General features: G+C 53.0%; 13 protein-coding genes and 1 tRNA gene. 9 read left to right on the top strand and 5 right to left on the bottom strand.

Annotated features, from left to right (window positions below; all coding sequences use genetic code 11):
* Window positions 1-225 precede the first annotated feature (225 nt).
* The 8 genes from F0319_RS00985 (at window position 226) to pheP (ending at window position 9,524) form a co-directional block, all read left to right on the top strand.
* Window positions 226-302 (top strand) — tRNA-Arg (locus F0319_RS00985).
* A 102-nt stretch (window positions 303-404) separates the two neighbouring features.
* Window positions 405-1,235 (top strand): CPBP family intramembrane glutamic endopeptidase, encoded by an 831-nt coding sequence (locus F0319_RS00980; protein WP_149366084.1) that lies wholly within the window; start codon window positions 405-407, stop codon window positions 1,233-1,235.
* 355 nt (window positions 1,236-1,590) lie between these two features.
* On the top strand, window positions 1,591-2,607 hold the full coding sequence (locus F0319_RS00975; RefSeq protein ID WP_047748646.1) for an iron ABC transporter substrate-binding protein: 1,017 nt from the start codon (window positions 1,591-1,593) through the stop codon (window positions 2,605-2,607).
* A gap of 24 nt (window positions 2,608-2,631) precedes the next feature.
* The gene (locus F0319_RS00970; RefSeq protein WP_188035075.1) at window positions 2,632-4,206 is read left to right on the top strand and encodes an ABC transporter permease; all 1,575 of its coding nucleotides are present in this window, start codon (window positions 2,632-2,634) and stop codon (window positions 4,204-4,206) included.
* 1 nt (window position 4,207) lies between these two features.
* On the top strand, window positions 4,208-5,239 hold the full coding sequence (locus F0319_RS00965; protein ID WP_149366082.1) for an ABC transporter ATP-binding protein: 1,032 nt from the start codon (window positions 4,208-4,210) through the stop codon (window positions 5,237-5,239).
* Between the two features lie 149 nt (window positions 5,240-5,388).
* Window positions 5,389-5,664: a DUF1471 family periplasmic protein YahO gene (yahO, locus tag F0319_RS00960; RefSeq protein WP_023310654.1), complete on the top strand. Its 276-nt coding sequence runs from the start codon at window positions 5,389-5,391 to the stop codon at window positions 5,662-5,664.
* 184 nt (window positions 5,665-5,848) lie between these two features.
* Window positions 5,849-8,032, top strand: coding sequence for a TonB-dependent receptor (locus F0319_RS00955; protein ID WP_149366081.1), 2,184 nt, complete (start codon window positions 5,849-5,851; stop codon window positions 8,030-8,032).
* Window positions 8,033-8,135: 103 nt separating this feature from the next.
* Window positions 8,136-9,524, top strand: coding sequence for a phenylalanine transporter (gene pheP / locus F0319_RS00950; protein ID WP_149366080.1), 1,389 nt, complete (start codon window positions 8,136-8,138; stop codon window positions 9,522-9,524).
* A gap of 86 nt (window positions 9,525-9,610) precedes the next feature.
* Here pheP and F0319_RS00945 read toward each other — a convergent pair whose 3' ends face one another.
* Both F0319_RS00945 and F0319_RS00940 read right to left on the bottom strand, forming a co-directional pair.
* Entirely contained in the window at window positions 9,611-10,855 is a 1,245-nt protein-coding gene (locus tag F0319_RS00945; RefSeq protein WP_127729861.1) for a mechanosensitive ion channel family protein, read from the bottom strand.
* Between the two features lie 65 nt (window positions 10,856-10,920).
* Complete coding sequence (locus F0319_RS00940; protein WP_149366079.1) at window positions 10,921-12,357, bottom strand: MFS transporter; 1,437 nt, start codon at window positions 12,355-12,357, stop codon at window positions 10,921-10,923.
* 107 nt (window positions 12,358-12,464) lie between these two features.
* On the opposite strand from F0319_RS00940, the gene F0319_RS00935 reads away from it, so the two are divergent.
* Entirely contained in the window at window positions 12,465-13,334 is an 870-nt protein-coding gene (locus F0319_RS00935) for a helix-turn-helix transcriptional regulator (protein ID WP_111963351.1), read from the top strand.
* A gap of 30 nt (window positions 13,335-13,364) precedes the next feature.
* Here F0319_RS00935 and F0319_RS00930 read toward each other — a convergent pair whose 3' ends face one another.
* From F0319_RS00930 to F0319_RS00920, 3 genes are all read right to left on the bottom strand, one after another.
* Window positions 13,365-13,973 carry a helix-turn-helix domain-containing protein gene (locus F0319_RS00930; protein ID WP_111963350.1) on the bottom strand — a complete coding sequence of 203 codons (609 nt, stop codon included), beginning with the start codon at window positions 13,971-13,973 and terminating at the stop codon, window positions 13,365-13,367.
* Window positions 13,974-14,370: 397 nt separating this feature from the next.
* Window positions 14,371-16,035, bottom strand: coding sequence for a ShlB/FhaC/HecB family hemolysin secretion/activation protein (locus tag F0319_RS00925; protein ID WP_149366174.1), 1,665 nt, complete (start codon window positions 16,033-16,035; stop codon window positions 14,371-14,373).
* Between the two features lie 94 nt (window positions 16,036-16,129).
* Window positions 16,130-18,787, bottom strand: coding sequence for a filamentous hemagglutinin N-terminal domain-containing protein (locus tag F0319_RS00920; RefSeq protein WP_149366078.1), 2,658 nt, complete (start codon window positions 18,785-18,787; stop codon window positions 16,130-16,132).
* Between the last annotated feature and the right edge of the window lie 117 nt (window positions 18,788-18,904).

Raw genomic sequence — 18,904 nt, 5'->3', positions numbered from 1 at the left:
TGTGACGAGCTGACGTTCGGGAAAACAGCAGGCGTTACTTAAATGCAACTAAGCCTTTTCGCAGCGCTAAATTTTACGGTGAAACAGGACAAAATGTTGAGAAAATAGCCGTATTTACAATCGGCTAGCGGTAATTGACTCTGAAAACGGAAAAGGCATTGACTCACCTGCCATTGACCGTATAATTCTTCGCGTTTCACCACCGCGAAGTACACACTTCTCAGTGCGCCCTTAGCTCAGTTGGATAGAGCAACGGCCTTCTAAGCCGTAGGTCGTAGGTTCGAATCCTACAGGGCGTGCCATTTAATTTCATAGAGTTACCCCTCCTTCACATCCTCCTGATTTCCATTGTGGGACATATTTGGGACATCACCCCTAAAATTTACCGGTCATGAAGGACATTTATGTGGTATCTACTCGCAACTTCGCTTGCCGCACTCTCTCTTAATAAAAGCCTGGCTTACCTGCTGCTGGGATTAACGGCATTTCTCGGCTGGAAACAGAGTATTCTTGACGCCCCGGCGCTGCTGGTTATTGCATCAATCGTTGTTGGCTGGTCTGTTGTTGAATGGCTACGTAATAAAAATAATAAATACACATATCTGGTCGAAGGCCCGTGCGTGGTCATTGCCGTTGCCCTGGTTTTGCATGTGATCCCGGGTTTTCATAACCCAAAGGTGCTGGATGCTGTCGTCGTTGGTCCGCAAAGCATACCGTTCAGTATGTACTTTAATATGGACAAGGCGGTGGTTCCGTTCTTTTTAATTACGTGTATGCCAACGTTATTCGTAGCAAAACCCCTCTATAAAGCTGGCAAGGTCGGCTGGGCGATATTGGTTCTTGCGGTACCCGCGCTGTTACTTCTGGCTGTTGCGTTGGGCGGGCTTAGAATTGAGCCGCATGCGCCAGAATGGTTCGCTCAATTTGCCCTTGCGAATATTTTCTTCGTCTCTTTGGCCGAGGAAGCCTTGTTCAGAGGCTACCTGCAGCAGCGCTTGTCCCGGATCGTTCATCCTGTTGTAGCGCTGTTGATTGCCTCAGTCATCTTTGGGCTGATGCATTATAGCGGCGGTTTACTGCTGATTATTTTTGCCAGCCTCTCCGGCATTATTTATGGCCTGGCGTGGATGTGGAGCGGCAGGCTCTGGGTTGCAACGTTATTCCATTTTGGGCTGAACGGCGTGCATTTATTGTTCTTCACCTATCCTATGTATGCCCCTCATGCGGTTATGTGATGCTTTTTAAATTAGTAGCCTTATAAATTTAGCTACCTCCGGATAAGCATACAAAGCCCCGCAATATCGGGGCTTTTATATCTGCCGGGCGCATGAATAACAGATTTACCTTCGCGTCATAATAAATAGAAGGCTAATTAATTTCATTATAGGCAGGCTTAAGGTTTTCTTAATCTAATAATTACCTCTCATTAAAATTTGGATTTTTATCATTCTAAAATCTGCTAAAAAGAAATTTTACACTTTTACGACTAAACTCGATTGATACTAATTATCATTAGCGTTGTTGTATGCTTTAATCCTGTCCCACAAAGCTATGAGTGGTTACTCCCGTTGGTCTATTAAGGATATGTTCATGAATTCTCGCCTGCTGTCCTGCTTCTCGCTTGCCTTGTTGTCTTCCTCCCTTTTCCTTTCCACACAATCGGTTGCCGCCGATAACAACGAAGGTATCGTTGTTTATAACGCGCAGCACGAAAACCTGGTGAAGTCGTGGGTTGACGGTTTTACCAAAGAAACCGGCATTAAGGTCACGCTACGTAATGGTGATGACAGCGAGCTGGGTAACCAGCTGGTGCAGGAGGGCAGCGCGTCGCCGGCAGACGTATTCCTGACGGAGAACTCGCCGTCCATGGTGCTGGTGGATAACGCCAACCTGTTTGCGCCGCTGGATGCAGACACCCTGAAGCAGGTACCGGCAGAGTATCGTCCGGCGCACGGTCGCTGGATCGGCATTGCCGCCCGCAGCACGGTATTCGTCTATAACCCGGCAAAACTCAGCGAACAGCAGCTGCCTAAGTCGCTGATGGATCTGGCGAAACCCGAGTGGAAAGGCCGCTGGGCGGCATCACCGTCAGGTGCGGATTTCCAGGCCATCGTGAGCGCAATGCTGGCGCTGAAAGGCGAGAAGGCCACCCTGGAATGGCTTAAAGCGATGAAAGCCAATTTCGTTGCTTATAAAGGCAACAGCACCGTGATGAAGGCAGTCAATGCCGGCCAGATTGATGGTGGCGTGATTTATCACTACTACCGCTTTGTCGACCAGTCTAAAACCGGTGAAAACAGCAAAAACACTCAGCTCTACTACTTCAAACACCAGGATCCGGGTGCGTTTGTGAGCCTTTCCGGCGGTGGCGTGCTGGCGTCCAGCAAACACAAAGCGCAGGCGCAGGCCTTCATCAAGTACATTACCGGCAAAGAAGGTCAGGAAAGTCTGCGTACCAACAACGCCTTTGAATACGCCGTGGGCGTGAACGCGGCCTCCAACCCGAAACTGGTTCCGCTGAAAGATCTTGATGCACCGAAAGTTGAACCTTCAACGCTCAACAGTAAAAAAGTTATCGAGCTGATGACGCAAGCCGGTCTGCTGTGATCCTGAGAGTGAAGTGAACGTCTTATGTCTGGTCTGAGTCTCGACATCGGAAAAAACAGAGTGCAGGAGCCTGTCCGCAGGCGTCCTGCACTGCCGATGGTTGCGTTAGCTGTGTTGTTTTCATTAATGGCGCTCCTGCCTTTGGGTTTTATCATTGCCATTGGCTTTGAGACCGGCTGGGAAACCATTAAGGCGCTGGTGTTTCGCCCGCGTGTGGCTGAGCTGCTCAGCAACACGCTGTGGCTGACGGCCCTGGCGGTTCCGCTGTGTATCGTGACGGGCGTGGTGATAGCCTGGCTCACAGAGCGCACGCAGCTTGCCGGACGGGGCATCTGGTCCGCGCTGGCGGTCGCTCCGCTGGCCATTCCGGCGTTTGTGCAAAGCTATGCCTGGGTGAGCGCTGTTCCCTCCATGCACGGGCTCTCTGCGGGCGTGTTCCTTTCCGTACTTGCCTACTATCCGTTTATCTTTATGCCGGTTGCGGCGGTGCTGCGTCGCCTTGACCCGACGCTTGAAGATGTCGCCGCGTCGCTCGGCACGCCGCCGTGGAAGGTCTTTTTCCGCGTGGTGCTGCCCCAGCTCAAGCTGGCTATCTGCGGCGGCGCGCTGCTGGTGGCGCTGCACCTGCTGGCGGAATATGGCCTGTACGTGATGATCCGCTTTGATACCTTCACCACGGCAATCTACGACCAGTTTCAGTCTACCTTCAGCGGTCCGGCGGCAAACATGCTGGCGGGCGTGCTGGCCTTGTGCTGCCTGGCTATATTAATGCTGGAAGGCGTGACGCGTGGAAAAGCCCGCTACGCGCGAATTGGCGCCGGGGCCGCGCGCGAGCAGAAACGCTGGCCGCTGAAGCCTGCGGCGGCCGCGCTGGGTCAGCTGTTTTTCATCGTGCTGATCGTGCTGGCGCTGGGCGTGCCGTTAATTGTTCTGTGTCGCTGGGTTTGGCTCGGCGGCGTGCAAAACTGGATGAGTGCCGATCTCTGGCACTCCCTGCGCCAGACGCTGATGCTCGGCGTGGGCGGCGCACTTCTCACGACCGTGTGCGTGATCCCCATCGCGTGGCTCGGTATCCGCTATCCACACCGCATCTTCCGGATGCTGGAAGGGTGCATCTATATCACCAGTTCGCTGCCGGGCATTGTCACGGCGCTGGCGCTGGTCACCGTCACTATTCATTACGCCCGTCCCATTTACCAGACGGAAATTACCCTGTTCCTGGCCTACCTGCTGATGTTTATGCCCCGTGCGCTCATCAACCTGCGGGCGGGGATTGCTCAGGCGCCGGTCGAGCTGGAAAACGTGGCGCGCAGCCTGGGCAGCACGCCCGCGAAGGCGCTCTGGAGCGTCACGATGCGGCTTGCCGCGCCGGGTGCGGCGGCGGGTGCCGCGCTGGTTTTCCTCGGCGTCAGCAACGAGTTGACCGCCACGCTGTTGCTCTCTCCTCTGGGCACGCGCACGCTCTCAACCGGATTCTGGGCGCTAACCAGTGAAATTGATTATGTGGCTGCAGCGCCTTACGCGATGCTGATGATCCTGATTTCACTCCCGCTGACCGCCATTCTCTATATGCAGTCGAAGAAAATTGCAGGGCTATGACATGCTTGAATTAACCGCCATTTCTAAATCGTTTTCTGATGTGCATGTGCTCGACAGCTTAAACCTGAGCGTTGCGCCGGGGAGCAGGACGGCGATTGTCGGGCCGTCCGGGTCGGGTAAAACCACGCTGCTGCGTATTCTTGCCGGCTTTGAAACGCCCGACACGGGGCGCATTGTCATGCAGGGGAGAACGCTGTTTGATGAAAACAACTTTGTTCCCGCCCACCTGCGCCGGATCGGTTTTGTTCCTCAGGAGGGCGCGCTGTTCCCCCACCTTAATGTGGCAGACAACATTGCCTGGGGGCTGGACGGTACCCGCCACGAGAAGCGCCAGCGCGTTGAGGCGCTGATGGAGATGGTCTCTCTGGACAGGCAGCTCGCAACGCACTGGCCCCATGAGATTTCCGGCGGACAGCAGCAGCGCGTGGCGCTTGCCCGTGCGCTTGCCCAGCGTCCTTCACTGATGCTGCTGGATGAACCTTTCTCGGCGCTGGACACCGGCCTGCGCGCTATGACCCGTAAAGCCACGGCCGATCTGCTGGCTGAAGCGGGCGTGGCCTCGATTCTGGTCACCCACGATCAGAACGAAGCGTTGTCCTTTGCCACGCAGGTCGCGGTCATGCGCTCCGGGCGCTTCACGCAGGTCGGGACGCCTTATGAGGTGTACACCCGTCCGGTTGACGAAGAGACGGCGCTGTTTCTTGGCGATGCGCTGATCCTGCCTGCGCAGCTCACCGCGGGCTACGCCCTGTGCGCCCTGGGTGAGGTGCCCACGGACAACGCGCAGGCTACAGGGCAGGGCAGAGTGATGCTGCGCCCGGAACAGCTGAGCGTGACGGCATGTGCCTCCCATGAAAGCCCAATTTCGATTCTTGATGTGGACTTCACCGGCCAGCTGTCGACGCTCACCCTTGGGCTCGACGGGCAGCACGAGCCCGTGACCCTGAAGACCGTCAGCCAGCCAGGATGGAACCCTGGCACGGCGGTACGCATTGATATTGCTGGCACCGCGCGTGTATTCGAATATTCTTAATATTCGTTAGTAATTTCATGCAACGGGTTGTTATAAAAGATTTTTCCCGAACGTATGGCATTCTCTGAGATTCTCTACCATGCTCATAAAACCTCACCACAATGCGTGAGGTTTTTCGTAGTTGCTGATTAATCTCAAGGAAAAAGGTTATGAAAAAGACGACTGCTATTTTGTTGGGAACGGCGTTACTGTTTACAACCAATGCTTTTGCTGCACAGCTACTCACTAAAAGCGAGTTCAAAAAAGTTGCATCTCAATATAAAAAAATCGGTACGGTAAACACCTCGAATGAAGTATCGGTGGATGATGCAAAAAAAGAACTGATTGAGAAAGCCGATAAGAAAGGCGCGGATGTCCTGGTGCTCACTTCAGGGAACACCAACAATAAAATTCACGGTACGGCCAATATCTACAAGAAAAAATAACGTCATTGCAGCCACCCCGAAACGGGGTGGTTGTTCACCCTCTCTTCTCGCCATACTTCCTCATGAACGCGGTTACACTTGCTAATGCATTTATAATGCGTATAGTTCTCATTTGCATTTCAGCAAAAACATTCTAAGGCCCGACAACGGGTCATTTTTGCGCGCACTTTCAAATGAGTTAACGATGAACAACACCAACATACACAAAACGCTGCTGGCGCTCGCCGTTGGCGCGGTAACACATTCCTCCTTTGCGGCTGACGATCAAAAAGAAGATACCCTCATCGTGCAGGCTAAGCCTGCCAGCGAGTTCAAACCCGGTGGCGACCAGCTGGTACCGGCCTTCCTTGACGGACAGGTGGCGAACGGCGGACGCATGGGAATGCTGGGCCAGCAGAACGCCATGGACGTGCCGTTCAACATCATCAGCTACACCTCAAAGCTGGTGGAAGATCAGCAGGCGAAAACCATTGCTGACGTGGTCGCTAACGACGCGGGCGTGCAGTTCGTTCAGGGGTACGGCAACAGCGCGGAAACCTACCGCATCCGCGGCCTGAAGTTTGACGGTGACGACATGACCTTTGGCGGTCTGTCCGGCGTGCTGCCGCGGCAGGTAGTAGATACCCAGATGGTCGATCGCATCGAGATCTTCAAAGGGGCCAACTCGCTGATGAACGGCGCGGCGAGCTCTGGCGTGGGCGGGATGATCAACCTTGAGCCTAAACACGCGGGCGAACTCCCGCAGGCGAAAGTGGGCATCGACTATACCTCTGATTCCCAGATTGGCACCACGCTGGATGCGGGCCGTCGCTACGGTGACAGCGACCAGTTTGGCGCGCGGGTGAACCTGGTCCATCGAGAAGGGGAAACCGGCATACCGAATGACCGCCGCCGCACCACGCTGCTCTCTACCGGCCTGGATTACAGCGGTGACCGCTTCCGCACCTCGCTGGATCTCGGCTATCAGAAGAAAACCTTCCACGGCAGCCCGACCAGCGTCAATATCTCCGCGGTGGATTTCGTACCCGAGCCGCCGAAAAACGATCGCAACTTCTCTCAGAAGTGGGCCTACAGCGACATCGAAAACGAGTTTGGGATGTGGCGCAGCGAGTACGACATCACCGACGGCTGGACCGCCTACACCGGCCTGGGCGCGCAGCACGCGCATGAGGAAGGGATCTACAGCGCGCCGAAGCTGGTCGATAAAAGCGGTAAGGCAACGGTCAGCCGCCTTGATACCAACCGTATCAGCGATTCCGTCAGCGGCATGGCGGGCATTCGCGGTAACTTTGATACCGGTTTTATCTCGCACAAGGTCAACGTCGGCTATTCGGCGATGACCAAAAACGAAAAAATCGCGTGGAAAATGTCGGCTGCGAAGGATAACCCGACCACCAACATCTACCACAATACCGGCGTCGATATGCCGGACAGCACTAACTTCAACGGCTCCGGTGGAAAGTACAGCGATCCGCTGACCAGCGGGCGCACGCGCACACAGGGCTGGCTGCTGAGCGATACGCTGGGCGTGCTGGACGACAAACTGCTGTTCACCGCAGGCGCCCGCCATCAGAAGGTGGTCATTCGCGGGTATAACAAAATTACCGGTGCGGAAAACGCGGCGGATGGCTTCGACGGCAGCCGCTGGATGCCAACCTATGGCGTGGTCTACAAGCCGTGGGAGACGATCTCCCTCTATGCCAACCATACCGAAGCGCTGCAGCCGGGCAAAACCGCGCCTAATACCGCCACCAACTACGGGCAGAGCACCGGTATCGTTCACTCTAAGCAGAATGAAGTGGGCGTGAAGGCGGACTTTGGCCGCGTGGGCGGATCGCTTGCGCTGTTCGAAATCAAAATGCCGTCGGCGATCCTCGACGACAGCGGTCACTACGGCCTTGACGCTGAACAGCGTAACCGTGGCGTGGAGCTGAACGTCTTCGGCGAGCCAATGCTGGGGATGCGTCTGAACGCCAGCGCTACCTGGCTGCAGGCTGAGCTAACCAAAACCAAAAATGGCGTGAATCAAGGTAACGATGCGATCGGTATTCCGAACTTTTACGCCGTGCTGGGCGCAGAGTACGACATCAAGCCGATTAACGGCCTGACTGCCACCGCCCGCGTGAACCACTCCGGCGCGCAATATGCTGACCTTGCAAACACCAAAAAGCTGGACAGCTACACCACGCTGGATCTGGGGATGCGTTATCGCTTCGCGGTGAACCACAATGCAAACCAGATGACCGTTCGCGCGGGAATCGACAACGTGTCCAATGAAAACTACTGGTCCAGCGTGGACGATTCCGGTACCTATATTACGCAGGGCGAACCGCGCACCTTTAAGGTTTCGGTTGGCTACGAATTCTAAGCGTTCCATCTCGTTATCCGGGGCAGGGATGCCCCAATCCCTTGCTACCTCCAGCATGAAGTGTTAAAACGTGCCCCTTCTAAAAAAGAGACAGGGGTAGGACGTGAAAGACGCGTCATCCGCTTCAGGCCATGGTAGCGCCGAAGCCTCGTCGGATCAGAATCCGACGCTGCAACGTGGGTTGCAAAATCGACATATTCAGTTAATTGCCCTTGGCGGCGCAATCGGTACCGGGCTGTTTCTCGGCATCGGCCCCGCTATTCAGATGGCGGGCCCGGCGGTGCTGCTGGGTTACGGTATCGCCGGGATTATTGCCTTCCTGATCATGCGCCAGCTTGGCGAGATGGTTGTCGAAGAGCCAGTTTCAGGCTCCTTCGCGCACTTTGCTTATAAATACTGGGGCCCGTTTGCCGGCTTCCTGTCCGGCTGGAACTACTGGGTAATGTTCGTGCTGGTGGGGATGGCGGAGTTAACCGCCGCAGGCATCTATATGCAGTACTGGCTGCCGGATGTCCCGACGTGGGTCTGGGCGGCGGCCTTCTTCATCATTATTAACGCCGTTAACCTCGTCAACGTCCGCCTGTATGGCGAAACCGAATTTTGGTTTGCGCTGATCAAGGTGCTGGCGATTATCGGCATGATCTGCTTTGGCCTGTGGCTGCTGTTCTCTGGCCACGGCGGCGAGCGCGCCACGATCGACAACCTGTGGCAGCACGGCGGCTTCCTCGCCACCGGCTGGAAAGGGCTGATTCTCTCCCTGGCGGTGATCATGTTCTCCTTCGGTGGGCTGGAGCTAATTGGCATTACCGCCGCCGAAGCGCGCGACCCGCATAAAAGCATTCCAAAAGCGGTTAACCAGGTGGTGTATCGGATCCTGCTGTTCTACATCGGCTCGCTGGTGGTCTTGCTGGCCCTCTATCCGTGGGTGGAAGTGAAGTCCGACAGCAGCCCGTTCGTGATGATTTTCCACGATCTGAACAGCAACGTGGTGGCTTCTGCACTGAATTTCGTCATTCTGGTGGCGTCGCTGTCGGTCTATAACAGCGGCGTTTACTCCAACAGCCGTATGCTGTTTGGCCTCTCCGTACAGGGCAATGCTCCGCGCTTTTTAACGCGCGTCAGCCGTCGCGGCGTGCCGGTGAATTCTTTGTTGCTGTCAGGGGCCATCACGTCGCTGGTGGTGCTGATCAACTACCTCCTGCCGAAAGAGGCCTTCGGCCTGCTGATGGCGCTGGTTGTCGCCACGCTGCTGCTGAACTGGATCATGATCTGCCTGGCGCACCTGCGCTTTCGCGCCGCGATGCGCCGCAAGGGACGCGAAACTCAGTTCAAAGCGCTGCTTTACCCGGCGGGGAACTACATCTGTATCGCTTTCCTGGGGCTGATTCTGGTGCTGATGTGCACCATGGATGAGATGCGCCTGTCCGCGATGCTGCTGCCGGTGTGGGTTATATTCCTGTTTGTGGCGTTTAAGCTATCCCGAAAAAAGTGATCTGCTTTTCACCCTCTCCCCGTGGGAGAGGGCCGGGGTGAGGGCACCAGACCGCACCTGCCTTCACGCCCGGTGTCCGAAACTGATTATCTGACGATGACCCCCGACAGGGAGCGAATATCATTCCCCGTCGGCGACTGGTGAATACGCAAACCAAATTCATCCACCACCGCGAAAATATGGTCGAAGATGTCGGCCTGTATCTCCTCATATTCTGCCCAGACCACCGTATTGGTGAAGGCATATATTTCAATCGGCAAGCCATTCGCGTCAGGCGCCAACTGACGCACCATCAGCGTCATATCTTTGCGAATGCGCGGGTGGTTGCGAAGATATTCGTTCAGGTAGGCGCGGAAGGTGCCAATATTGGTCATCTTGCGAAGGTTTAATACCGATTCCCCTTCACCGTTCTTCTGATTCCACAGGTTTATTTCCTCATGTCGCGCGGCCAGATAGGGCTTAAGCAGTTTCGCCTGAATAAGTTTCTGCTGTTCCTGCTCGTCGAGAAAATGAATGCTGGTGGTATCAATGTTCAGGCTGCGCTTAATGCGTCGACCGCCGGAGGCCGACATGCCGCTCCAGTTGATAAAGGCGTCGGAGACCAGCGCCCACGTAGGGATGGTCGTAATCGTATTATCGAAATTGCGTACCTTAACGGTAGTCAGGCCGATGTCCGTCACCGTGCCGTTGGCACCGTATTTCGGCATCTCCAGCCAGTCGCCGAGCTTGAGCATGTCGTTAGCGGAAAGCTGAATCCCCGCCACAAGTCCGAGTATCGGGTCTTTAAACACCAGCATCAGGACGGCAGCCATGGCACCCAGACCGCTGATCAGAATCGCCGGGGACTGACCAATCAGCAGGGAGATAATCAGTATTCCCACCAGGATGGCGCTCACCAGCTTGATGCCCTGGAAGATCCCCTTCAGCGGCAGCTGTGACGCGGTAGCCATTTTCTGCGACAGATTGAAAATCACGTCCAGCAGCGAGAAGAAGGAGAGCAGGGCATACACCATCACCCACAGCTTCGCGCAGGTAGTGAGTATTTCCGCCGCTTCGCTGCCTTTTTGCAGCCACAGTACCGCCTGGACGTTGACGATTATCCCCTGCAGGGTAAAGGCCAGACGGTGAAATAATTTATTCTGGGTGATGATCTGCAGCCATAAATGGCTGCTGGCCTGCGCGCGTTTTTCGAAAGCGCGAAGCACGCCTTTGTGCAGAATAAAATGAACGATGATGGCGGTAAGAAAAATAATACCAAAGATAATCACTAAAGAGGTGGTGTGATTAATTTCAATGCCTAACTCTTCAACCTGAGCAATCAATTCCTGCATAACGTCTCCTGTATTTTTGCAGCCCCATAATGGCGGCTGCGGATCTATTATGCAAATTCACAGGCTTATTTGGTGGCCTGGCAGATCTTCGCCACCGGCAGACACAGGCGATGGCGGATGCGCAGCGTCGCCAGGGCAAGCACCACCATCATCGCCGTTTCCACCATCAGGAAGACGTTAACTGCCTGGGTGTAATCCCCGTGATGGTTCTGCAGTGCGTGCAGCAAAATCGCGCCAAAAATGGCCGGGCCAAGCCCCAGCGCGGCCTGCTGCAGGGTGCTGAGAATGGCGCTCGCGGCCCCGGCGTCGTCAGGCTGAATATCGCGCATCCCGATGCGGTAGAAACTGTTCACGATCAGCGCCTGCCCGTAGCCCACCAGTCCGGTGGCGGGTGCCAGCGTCAGGGCGGTATTGTTCATGCCCCACAGCCGGAACGTCGCCATCAGCGCCAGCAGACCGGCAATCTGGATCGCCAGACCCGTCAGCAGAATAGTGCTGGTGCTGTAGCGGGCAATCAGCCGCGGCGCGAACCACGCGGAGATAAAATAAGTCACTCCAAGAGCGATAAAACTGTTCCCGGACTGCCATGGGGCCATCCCCAGACCGGTTTGCATGGTGAGCGCCATACAGAACATAAAACCGGACCAGACGCTGAAAAAGAGCATCGCAATCAGAATGCCAAAGCGCACGCTGCGAAGCGAAAGCAGGCGCGGCGGGATCAGCGGGTGGGCATTCTCACGCTCCTTTATGCGCGCATTCATCGCCATCAGCCAGGCTAGCGGGATAAGGGCGAGCAGCATCGTCTTCAGCGGCCAGGACCAGTGCCACTGCGGGCCGAGCGCCATCGGGAACAGCAGGCAGCAAAGCATAATGGCCAGCAACACTGTACCCGGCCAGTCGATGCGTGACGGCGTCTCACGACGGGTTTCCGGTACGAAGCGGCGGCTTAGCGCCAGCACCACCAGACAAATCGGCACGTTGATAAAGAAGGCGTTTCGCCAGCCCAGCCCGGCGATATCCGCCGATACCAGCCAGCCCCCGCCCATCTGCCCGACGATAAACGCAATCCCGCCGATGCCGCCGAACAGGCTGATGGCTTTTGCGTGGGCGGTACCTTTCAGCGTCACGTGCAGCGTGGCAAGAATTTGCGGCATGATGAGTGCGGCACCCGCGCCCTGAACGATGCGCGCGGCCAGCAGCTGTTCAATGTTCCCCGCCATCCCGCACAGCAGCGAGGCCAGGCCAAAGCTCGCCACACCCCACATAAACAGACGCCGACGGCCAAAGTTATCCCCGAGCTTGCTGCCGAGCGCCAGGCAGACGGCGAAGGCCACGCCGTAAAGGGCCACAATCAGCTCCAGCTCGGTGGCGGTAGCGTGCAGCGAATGGGTGATGGCGTCCAGCGCCACGTTGGTGATTGAGGTATCAATCATCGGCAGCATCTGGCCGGTTAGCAGCAATATCAGGCCAGCGCGGCCCGGTGAAACAACTGACGTATTCATGGTAACTCCATTGCGTCATTCATCAGATGGTCGTAGCATCTACCATCAGATAAACGGGTACCAGTTCTTGCTTATACTGGTACTGGCACTACCATGCAGGGGGATTTATGGCGCTGATGTCTGAACCCGTCGTCTCACTTCAGGATGACACCCGAAAACAGCTCGGGGCATTTTTACGCGCCCGACGTGAAAGCCTCGATCCGCAGCGTCTCGGCCTGCCGCGCAGCGGCCGCCGCCGCACACCGGGTCTTCGTCGGGAAGAGGTGGCGATGCTCGCGGACGTGGGCGTGACCTGGTACACCTGGCTTGAGCAGGGCAGGGACGTCAATCCGTCCAGCGCGGTGATGGCGGCCGTGGCAAAAGCGCTGCAATGTACCCCAACTGAAGCCCGGCACCTGTTTGTATTAGCCGGTTTACCGCCGGGTGAAGCGCCGCAGGCGGTCTGCTGCGAAGGCATCAGCGAAGGCACGCGCCGCCTGCTGGATACGCTGATGCCGAAACCCGCCAGCATTCAGAAACCGAACTTCGATATCGTGGCCTGGAACGACAGCTTCGGGCATCTGATGGGCGTCGATTTCAATGACATCCCTCCCGAAGATCGCAACTGTATTTATCTGTTCCTCACCCATCCGGCGTGGCGCGCCCGCCTCGGCAGACGCGACGACGTGCTGCCCATCTTTGTCTCCTATTTCCGGGCGGCGATGGCCGAACACCGGGGCGATCCGCTGTGGGAGGCCAAACTGGCGCGCTTCTTCGCGGTCTCCGAAGAGTTCAAAACCCTGTGGCACCAGCGCAACGACGTGCGCGGCGTGGAGAACCAGCTCAAGCTGTTTACCCATCCCGAGCTGGGGGATTTTACGCTGCAGCAGATGTACTGGTATTCCGCGCCGCGAAACGGCTCGCGGCTGCTGGTGTATCTGCCGGTGGATGAAGCAGGGGAGCGGGCGATGGCATGGCTGGAGAAAAAAAAGATTTAGCACCGCGAGTGGCTTCGCGCCAGGTGTTAACTAGTACTTTTCTGGCAGTTTATGCACTGCTATAAGTATGCCGCGTTTAATGTCTATATGACCATCGATGCGCAGATCGCTCAGAATTTTCATGACGCGGCTGCGCGAAAGACGTGTTTTTTCCTGGATATAATCGCAGACATTAACTGTCAGGCGTAAATCGTCTTTCTCATTTATTAATGCAATGATGTTTTCTCGTATTATCTCATAAGTTGACAGGCCTACAGAGACGTTATTGATTTCAATGAGTCGCTTGATTCCAAACATATAGAGTAGAGCAGCCTCTTTCCAGAGGCGTTCCCGGTCGATGATATTCAATACTTCATTTCGTGGAATGATTTCATATTTAACCTCACTGCAGGCTTTAAAATAGAAATTCGCATTCATGTCCATCAGGGCGTTCATACCCACTAACATCGGGCTCTGAAAGTATTTCATGAGCAAGTTTCCTCTGGTGCGATAGGCTGCCAGCATCCCCTCATGGATAACCAGCGTCATCGGTTCGGGATATTTCTCCATAGTGATTATTTGCCGTGAAACTGCTTGTCGGACACGGTGTGGATTTGTAATTGCTGCAATTATTCTTTTTTCTTCATTTTCAGGTTTCATGATTTTGTATTATTCCTGGGAGTACTTACATTTAATCAAAATAACTGAATGTGTAGAACACAAATTACATATTCCTGCGAGTTGCTAAGATCATTACTGATGAAAATAAACCTTCCTTAAAACGCTGAGGATAACAAAGGACAAAAACATAGAGAAGATAACGTGTCGGGATCGGCTATTAGCAAGTCAGAATTATGGGCGAAGTGATGTTTATATTTTGACTGTAAACACTTTCCGCATAAGGTGTTGCGGTAATAGGTTAAGCTGCCAGTGGTGTTTAGATTACAGCAGAGGTGAACATCGCTGCGCAAACGAGTAGCCTGAAGAGGGTAAAAACACGTTTTAACCCTCTCAGGGAGTGACAGATCCTGATATGTCTCGAGTGAGCGGTCAGGCATCAGTATTGCCACTGGAGCGAAACACCCAGCGTGACGGGACTGGTATGTAGTTCATCCGGCTTTGAAAGCGGGGTACCGATGAAAAAGTCATAGCCAAATTGACCTTTGACGCCTCGAATGCCAGCCACTGCCCCGGCAAGGTGTGCGCCACTCCAGTAATCATTTTCAGAGCCGCTAACCTCACCGTAATCCACGCCAATATAGGGCTGCATCCCCCACTTTGGCAGGTTAAGATCAATGTCATTGCGTAGATACCAGCCCTTATCCGCATAGATCGACATTTCTCCATCAAACCCTCGCACAGTCCAGCGGTTGCCAATAGTGAACTTATCCGGTTGGGTGAGCCGATCTGGTGACGTTTGCTGCATAAAATGCGGCTCGTAGCTAAAAGCATTTCCGGCCAGTTTGAAAGGGAAGACCCCATCAACTTTAAGCGTAAGGATCCTTGCCAGTGGATCAGCGCTGCCCACCAGCTCTTCTGCATCAGGTTGTTCGCCAAACCACGGAGCCGCATGCTGGTATCCGAAACTGGTCGTAAGTTGACCCGCTGAAAAATAGGCAATGTTATTCAGGCTTAACTGCCAGCTGCTGGTATCCCGATGCTGTACTTCCACTTCCACGTCATTAAGGTCATAGCGTGAGTCACGCTTGATCATTTTAAAAGCCAGCGTGGTTTTCTGACTGGCGCTGCGGAAGATCACGCGGTTAAGGACAGCCGTCATTAATTTTTCGTCGCTGCTGTACTGGTAGCGAAATTCACCGTTGCGGAGAGTTTGCGTGGAACGATAATGGCTGGCATAAAGGTCAAGCGACCAGTATCCCAATGGAACAGAATAAAAGGCCGAGCTGTTATCGTTGCGACGTCCATCTTCATTTTTGAACCCACCACCATAAGCAATGTAAAACATGTCATTTAATGAAGTTGGGTTATCAAGATAAAAAGCGAGCCCTCCCTGATAACGTCCGGTGTGTTTACTGCCTGAATCATCAAACCAGGAGCCCAGGCGCCATGATTGTGGCTGTGTGCGGGTCACTTCAATATGTGTATCCCCGGGACGATTGCCCGGTAGCAAACGTATACTCGCCTGAGTGCCGGGTATGCGCTGCATATTCTCTAAGCCTTGCTCCAGCCCTCGTAAATCGAGAAGATCGTTTTGGCCTTCCGGAATGTTGTTCCACGCATTTAAAGAATGACCGTTTAACTCTTTTATGTCTATTTCGCTGATGCGGCCAGGCAGAATTGTAAAATGCAAAATACCATTACGTAAATTCTGCGTGGGCACTAATATGCGAGTAGTAATAAATCCATGAGAAATCAGGCGATTCTGCATCGCAGTATGAAGGTTTTTAATACCCCTGATACCAACACACTGTTTTTCTGTTTGCTTTATGAGATCGCGAAAAGTCAGCCAATGTGGAAGTGACTCTGCGCCATCAATAACGACGTGCTGGATATCATAGCAAACAGCTTCTTTGGTCAGAATCAATGTATCACTTGCGCGCGTTCCTTCTGCAGAAAGTAGCGACTTACTTTGAGGCGCAAGCTGGTCATGCCTGGCCTGATCCTGTTGCTGAGTGGTCGCAGACTCAGCCTTTACGTAACAGGGCGACGTTACGAGGAGCGACGCTAAAACGACGGCGAGACGAGGGTAAGAGATAATCATGTTATTGGCTTCAGAGATTCTGAGGATGTTTAACCCTGGTTTAAAGAAATAAAAAGCCCCATAACTAAAATGGGGCTTTGAGAGCCATGGATTATTACATAGCGGTGTTAATGCCATATCCGCCAGGGAAATAGACTATTTCAGTAATGGTTCTGCCGAAGTAGGTATCACCAGGATAAAAGACCATGCCATTTTCCCAAACACCATTACCCTCGGGAGTGCCGTTTGGTTTAATTGAATTATAGCTGGTGCTATTATCCATATTATTTCCATTCCAGCTGTTATTGTCATTAATAAAGCCGGAGTTGTCGATGGAAGTATTGTTACTATCAGGGGTGATTACATTATTGTCCGGATTGTCAGTGCCAGTCTGATTAATTACTCCTGTGTTATTTACGAAACCAGTGGTTCGGACATACTTGCCAGTGATGATTCCACCCTTTTCGTTATTTATACCATTGTAAGTGTTTAACTGAACATCCTCGGCACTGGTTATGTTACCGCTATTCGTCAAAGTGTTGCTGGTGATATTGATACCATTTTCTGCCGACAGCGTTCCTCCGTTGATAAGATTGATCCGTTCCATCTGAGCATTCAGCTTATTGCCAGCGCTGATAACACCTGTGTTATAGACTGAAGATGGATAGTAGCCGTAGCCGCCGGAAATGAACATGTTGATATCATTCGCAGAGCGGATTTCACCATCGTTTTGAAGGTTATTCATTAGGTTAAGTGTGGTGTCACCTCCTGCCTGGAGCTGGCTGCCCGCTTCTGTAGCCACAGCTGAGGCATTGATTGTAATGTTACGATCCGACTTAATGTCTCCGCTGCGCAGATTATTCAGATTATTAAGGTTTAAATTGATGTCGTTTTTACTTAAAATGGAACCACTGTTATTGAGATCGGACAGCTGAAGATCCATCTGATCGGCAGTCAATGTACCGCTATTTTCCAGTGCGCTGCTGTTCATCTGCATTGCAAGATGACCTTTTGCAGTAATATTACCGCTATTGGTCACTGGACCAGCGTAATTATTCCAGCCATTCGAACCAATGTTCAAAGCCAGGTCTTGGCCAGCAGCGATAGTCCCTGCATTCTGGAACGTACCGGTAACGGTCATATCAATATTACGACCTGCCTGAAGTGTGCTGTTGAGGTCAGAGTTATAGGCCCTTGCATACATGAAAATATCATTGTCAGCGGTGATGGCACCCGAGCTATTATCCAGTGCGCCATTTACGGAAAGTGAACCTTCACTATGGATAGTCCCATTATGGTTAGAAAGCAGATCGTCGCCACTCAACTGCAGTTGGCTGTCGTGACCAAAGGACTGAATAATGCCGTTATTGTTATTGAGTACATTGGCGCTGATCGTATTCCAGCCATTACCGGCTGAGATCAGTCCATTTTCGTTGTTTAGCGCGCGGGTAGTTACGTTCATTGACGCGTTACTGGCGAGCTGGCCAGATGTATTATCGATATTGGTGGTATCTAGGCTAAGAGCACCCTTCGCCACAATCTTGCCCTGAGTATTGTTTATGCCACGGGCGTCCGAATTACTATAGGCATAAGACGCGCGTTGAACCAACAGTTCGCCATTACTGAGTATTTCCCCCTGCGCATTATCCAGTGAATCAGCCATCACAAAGGTGCTGGCATTTCCCTGTACTGAGCCAGCTGTGTTGAGAGTAGTTTTACCCGCTAGGTTAACCATGTCCGCTTTGATAAGGCCATGGCTGTTATCAACCATTTCATCTGCTGTGATGGAGACCACGCCGTCGGAGGTAATTTGACCGTTACGGTTTACTACGCTGGTACCCTTGATCATTGCTGCGTTTCCAGCATTCACATGGCCGCCATTGTTTTCGACGTTACCATTAACGTCAATCGAAAGCGTGTCGTTTGCAGTAAGATCGGTATGGTCAAGACGAACGCCGACACCGGTATCCGTACCTTCCATAAAGATTTTATTGGCATACATTGAGCCCAGCGCAGATACATCTAGTGCTAATTCGGGAGCTTTGCTGTCATCATATCTTTTCTGAACACGACCCTTTTTATCAATACGGTTGTTACCCGTGATAATATTCAGCTCATTGGCCTGCAGCTTCGCGTTAACTTTGACTGACCGGGAGATAATATCTGTATATTGAACCGCGCGGGTATCCATACCTTTTCCGGTAATGTTAACCTCGCCTTTGCTAATATCCAGTCCTGTTACATTACCGTTTGCATCAAAATTGGCGGTACCGGTGGTTAAGGTCGCGTGATTCGTATTAATAAAACCGCATCCATCACAGGTAATCCCGGATGGGTTAGCAATAATAACCTGAGCAGATTTTCCAGCGACTTCAATCATGCCATTTAACTGGCTTGGGTCGGAAGAGCGTACTTCATTTAGAATGACTTTTGCACTACCGCTTGCCATATTTGTATTGCCATCAATCATACCTGCTAGCTGAGTGTTAGACGCCGCGCCACTGTTATTAAGAATAACACCGTGAGTTTCAACGTTAAATTCAGAGTAAACGTTATGAGAGACGCCTTCTGCGCTGGCTTTATTAATATCAACAATCGTTGTACCGTTTGAATTAGTGTGGATGCCGGGTTGTTCCGTATTTCCTGCAACAACGGCAGCGTGAACAGGCATGATCATGCCCAGAGCTAACATAGTAGCGAAACAGGTCGGCGCGAGTTTGGCGTGCAAAACCTGACGTGTGAGGTGGGTGCTTACTGCACATTTATTTTTCATATCTCTATCCTTGTATTCCTTGAAATAATAACGCCCATCGTGTGTTAAAATGGGTTTTAAATGGAATCATGCGAAATCAAAAATCCTTTAAAAGACTTGTAATTGTTTATTTCAATA

It is taken from the genome of Enterobacter vonholyi (assembly GCF_008364555.1).
In the GTDB taxonomy this organism is placed as follows: domain Bacteria; phylum Pseudomonadota; class Gammaproteobacteria; order Enterobacterales; family Enterobacteriaceae; genus Enterobacter; species Enterobacter vonholyi.
Note: the sequence above shows the minus strand (reverse complement) of the source record. Positions and strands in the feature narration are given on the sequence as shown.

Bases quoted from the DNA above. Each gene is read 5' to 3' on its own strand.
- F0319_RS00980 (WP_149366084.1), top strand. From the start codon at position 405: ATGTGGTATCTACTCGCAACTTCGCTTGCCGCACTCTCTCTTAATAAA.
- F0319_RS00975 (WP_047748646.1), top strand. From the start codon at position 1,591: ATGAATTCTCGCCTGCTGTCCTGCTTCTCGCTTGCCTTGTTGTCTTCC.
- F0319_RS00970 (WP_188035075.1), top strand. From the start codon at position 2,632: ATGTCTGGTCTGAGTCTCGACATCGGAAAAAACAGAGTGCAGGAGCCT.
- F0319_RS00965 (WP_149366082.1), top strand. From the start codon at position 4,208: ATGCTTGAATTAACCGCCATTTCTAAATCGTTTTCTGATGTGCATGTG.
- yahO (WP_023310654.1), top strand. From the start codon at position 5,389: ATGAAAAAGACGACTGCTATTTTGTTGGGAACGGCGTTACTGTTTACA.
- F0319_RS00955 (WP_149366081.1), top strand. From the start codon at position 5,849: ATGAACAACACCAACATACACAAAACGCTGCTGGCGCTCGCCGTTGGC.
- F0319_RS00945 (WP_127729861.1), bottom strand. From the start codon at position 10,855: ATGCAGGAATTGATTGCTCAGGTTGAAGAGTTAGGCATTGAAATTAAT.
- F0319_RS00940 (WP_149366079.1), bottom strand. From the start codon at position 12,357: ATGAATACGTCAGTTGTTTCACCGGGCCGCGCTGGCCTGATATTGCTG.
- F0319_RS00935 (WP_111963351.1), top strand. From the start codon at position 12,465: ATGGCGCTGATGTCTGAACCCGTCGTCTCACTTCAGGATGACACCCGA.
- F0319_RS00930 (WP_111963350.1), bottom strand. From the start codon at position 13,973: ATGAAACCTGAAAATGAAGAAAAAAGAATAATTGCAGCAATTACAAAT.
- F0319_RS00925 (WP_149366174.1), bottom strand. From the start codon at position 16,035: ATGATTATCTCTTACCCTCGTCTCGCCGTCGTTTTAGCGTCGCTCCTC.
- F0319_RS00920 (WP_149366078.1), bottom strand. From the start codon at position 18,787: ATGAAAAATAAATGTGCAGTAAGCACCCACCTCACACGTCAGGTTTTG.